The sequence below is a fragment of the Methanoregula sp. genome (assembly GCF_002835825.1).
Classification (GTDB): domain Archaea; phylum Halobacteriota; class Methanomicrobia; order Methanomicrobiales; family Methanospirillaceae; genus Methanoregula.
Window position 1 is genome coordinate 1 of sequence record NZ_PIZH01000349.1, and the last position, 2277, is coordinate 2277.

3 protein-coding genes and 1 pseudogene are annotated in these 2277 nt (G+C 52.6%); 3 read left to right on the forward strand and 1 reads right to left on the reverse strand.

Translation table 11 applies throughout. The features are described 5' to 3' along the window. Positions 1 to 326 (reverse strand): annotated as a pseudogene (locus CW742_RS10875) (uridylate kinase); the annotation flags it as partial. Positions 327 to 456: 130 nt separating this feature from the next. Between CW742_RS10875 and CW742_RS10880 the strand changes: the two are divergent. From CW742_RS10880 to CW742_RS10890, 3 genes are all read left to right on the forward strand, one after another. Continuing rightward, complete coding sequence (locus tag CW742_RS10880; RefSeq protein ID WP_292420302.1) at positions 457 to 660, forward strand: hypothetical protein; 204 nt, start codon at positions 457 to 459, stop codon at positions 658 to 660. Positions 661 to 723: 63 nt separating this feature from the next. Then, on the forward strand, positions 724 to 1062 hold the full coding sequence (locus tag CW742_RS10885; RefSeq protein WP_292420304.1) for a hypothetical protein: 339 nt from the start codon (positions 724 to 726) through the stop codon (positions 1060 to 1062). 182 nt (positions 1063 to 1244) lie between these two features. Then, on the forward strand, positions 1245 to 2277 hold a 1033-nt coding region (locus CW742_RS10890), incomplete at its 3' end, for a substrate-binding domain-containing protein (RefSeq protein WP_292420306.1).

Genomic DNA, 2277 nt, shown 5'->3' on the forward strand with positions numbered 1-2277 from the left:
TTCTGCTCGGAGATCTTTGCTGAGAGTTCCGCAAGGACCCCCGTGGGCATACCCAGGTCCATGCCGATATCCATGATATGGCGAACCCTCCCGCCACCCCCGGTAACGACCAGCATCTGGTTCTTCTTCGAGAGCCTCCCGATCTCTTCACAGAGGGGGAGCATCACTTCCCTGCCGTAATCGATCGCACCGTGCCCGCCGATCTTAATGATATTGATCTCCGGGGCAATGCGGATCTGTTCAGCATTGGATCGCTTTCTCCTCATCCCTTTCCGGACAAGGGTCTCACCCTGCAGCCCGCTTTTGAGTTCCAGTCGTTTTTTCATAGCAACCAATATACTACCCTATCACAATCGGAAAATTTAAGCCCATGTAAACCAGTTGGTATAACATTGCTGATACCGGGCATCCAGAGATCCCTGTGCAGATAACGGTAATCAGCTGGAGGAGACACTCATGAAGATCTATGTCCGTGAACGCCAGAAAGTCGGAGAGGGTGTCGAATCGCCCAAGTACCGGATCGTTGCGGTAACCGGCGGCGAAATCCAGATTGCAGCAACCCATTTCCGCAAATTCGAGATCGAACAGATCGCAAAAGACGTCAAGGCAGAAGTAGTGTACATGAAGCCTGTTGACGATGAACACAAGAAGAAGAAGTAACCCATTTTTGCGAGCGCATAACCTCAACATCTTTCACGCTTGATGATCCATAAGAAATCATCTATGGCAGCGCTCTCAATCGACAGCCTTTTCGACGCCGCGATCCGCATCCAGGCAGAGGAGCGATCGATCTCTCTTACGTTCTCGGATAATTCAGTACGGATCAAGTTTCCCACGACCCGCCGGCTTGCGGAGTTCCTGAATGTTCCCCACTATTACATTCTTCCCTATTTTGCCATGATGGAGGAAGAGGAACTGATCACCCGCGCAGAGCGGGTGGGGATCCTCACCACTGCCAAAGGCACGGAGAAAATGCTCGCGCTCATTCACGATCAATACGCCGGTGAGATGGAAAAAATTCTCGGCCCGGCAATTTTTGGCGCCCTGACCGGAAAGCACTGAGCGCCAGTTGCCTGCATGTTATCGGGCTGTAATTTTTTTCCTTAACTTTTTTAAAAATCAATCATATGTTTTTGAGACCATCTGATTACCAAGTGATTACCAACTGATTAGCATTTTATTTTAACTTATCGTAAAAAGAAACATTCAATTATTACCCGCCGTAAAATTAACCCGGTTATACTATGAGAAAGAGTGTGCATTTTGGATTGATCGCAGGTCTCATTGCAGTCCTGTTTGTAACTGTCCTTATCGCCGGCTGTACCAGTACACCGGCAACGACAACTCCCGCTGCAACAACCACCGCAGCGCCGGCAGCCCCGGTCGCAACCGAGAGCGGCAAGGAGACGCTGGTCATCGCTACGACGACCAGCCTCTACGACACCGGTCTTTTAGACTATCTCCAGCCGATGTTTGAGAAGCAGTACAATGTCCAGCTGAAGATCACATCGCAGGGCACTGGCAAGGCTATCGAGATTGCAAAGAAGGGTGATGCAGATGTGCTGCTTGTCCACTCCCCGTCCCAGGAGCTTGCGTTCATGAAGGACGGCTATGGTCTGAACCGCCGCTCGTTCGCTTCCAACTCCTTCATCATCGTCGGACCTGAATCCGATCCCGCGGGTATCAAGGAATTGTCCCCCGAGAAGGCCTTCACCACGCTGCTCGTCAAGGGCACCAACAAAACCTCAGGTATTGCGTTCGTGTCCCGCGGTGACAACTCCGGTACCCATTCTGCCGAGAAGACAGTCTGGTCCAAGGCCGGGTACAACTACACTGCACAGGTCCAGAAATCCGGAGACTGGTATGTAGAAGCCGGCAAGGGAATGGGAGAGACACTCCAGATGGCAAGCGAGAAGGGAGCATATGTCCTGACAGATGAAGGTACCTACCTCGCCTACAAGAAGGACCTCAAGCTGACCCCGCTGGTCACCAAGGGTGCGAGCCTCCTGAATATCTACAGTGTCATGGCAGTGTACAACGACAAGCAGCCGGCCGGGAAGATCCAGATGGCAAACAACTTCATCAACTTCCTGATCTCGAAGGACACCCAGGACGCCATCGGCAGCTTTGGCGTTGACAAGTATGGTAAGGCCCTCTTCATCCCGATGAGTGTCGAAGTCCCCACGGCAACTGCTGGCTGGGTCGGCGACTACAGTACGCCGGCAACCGCAGTCGCTCCGGCAGCAACCGCTGCCCCGGCAGCTGCTGCAACAACAG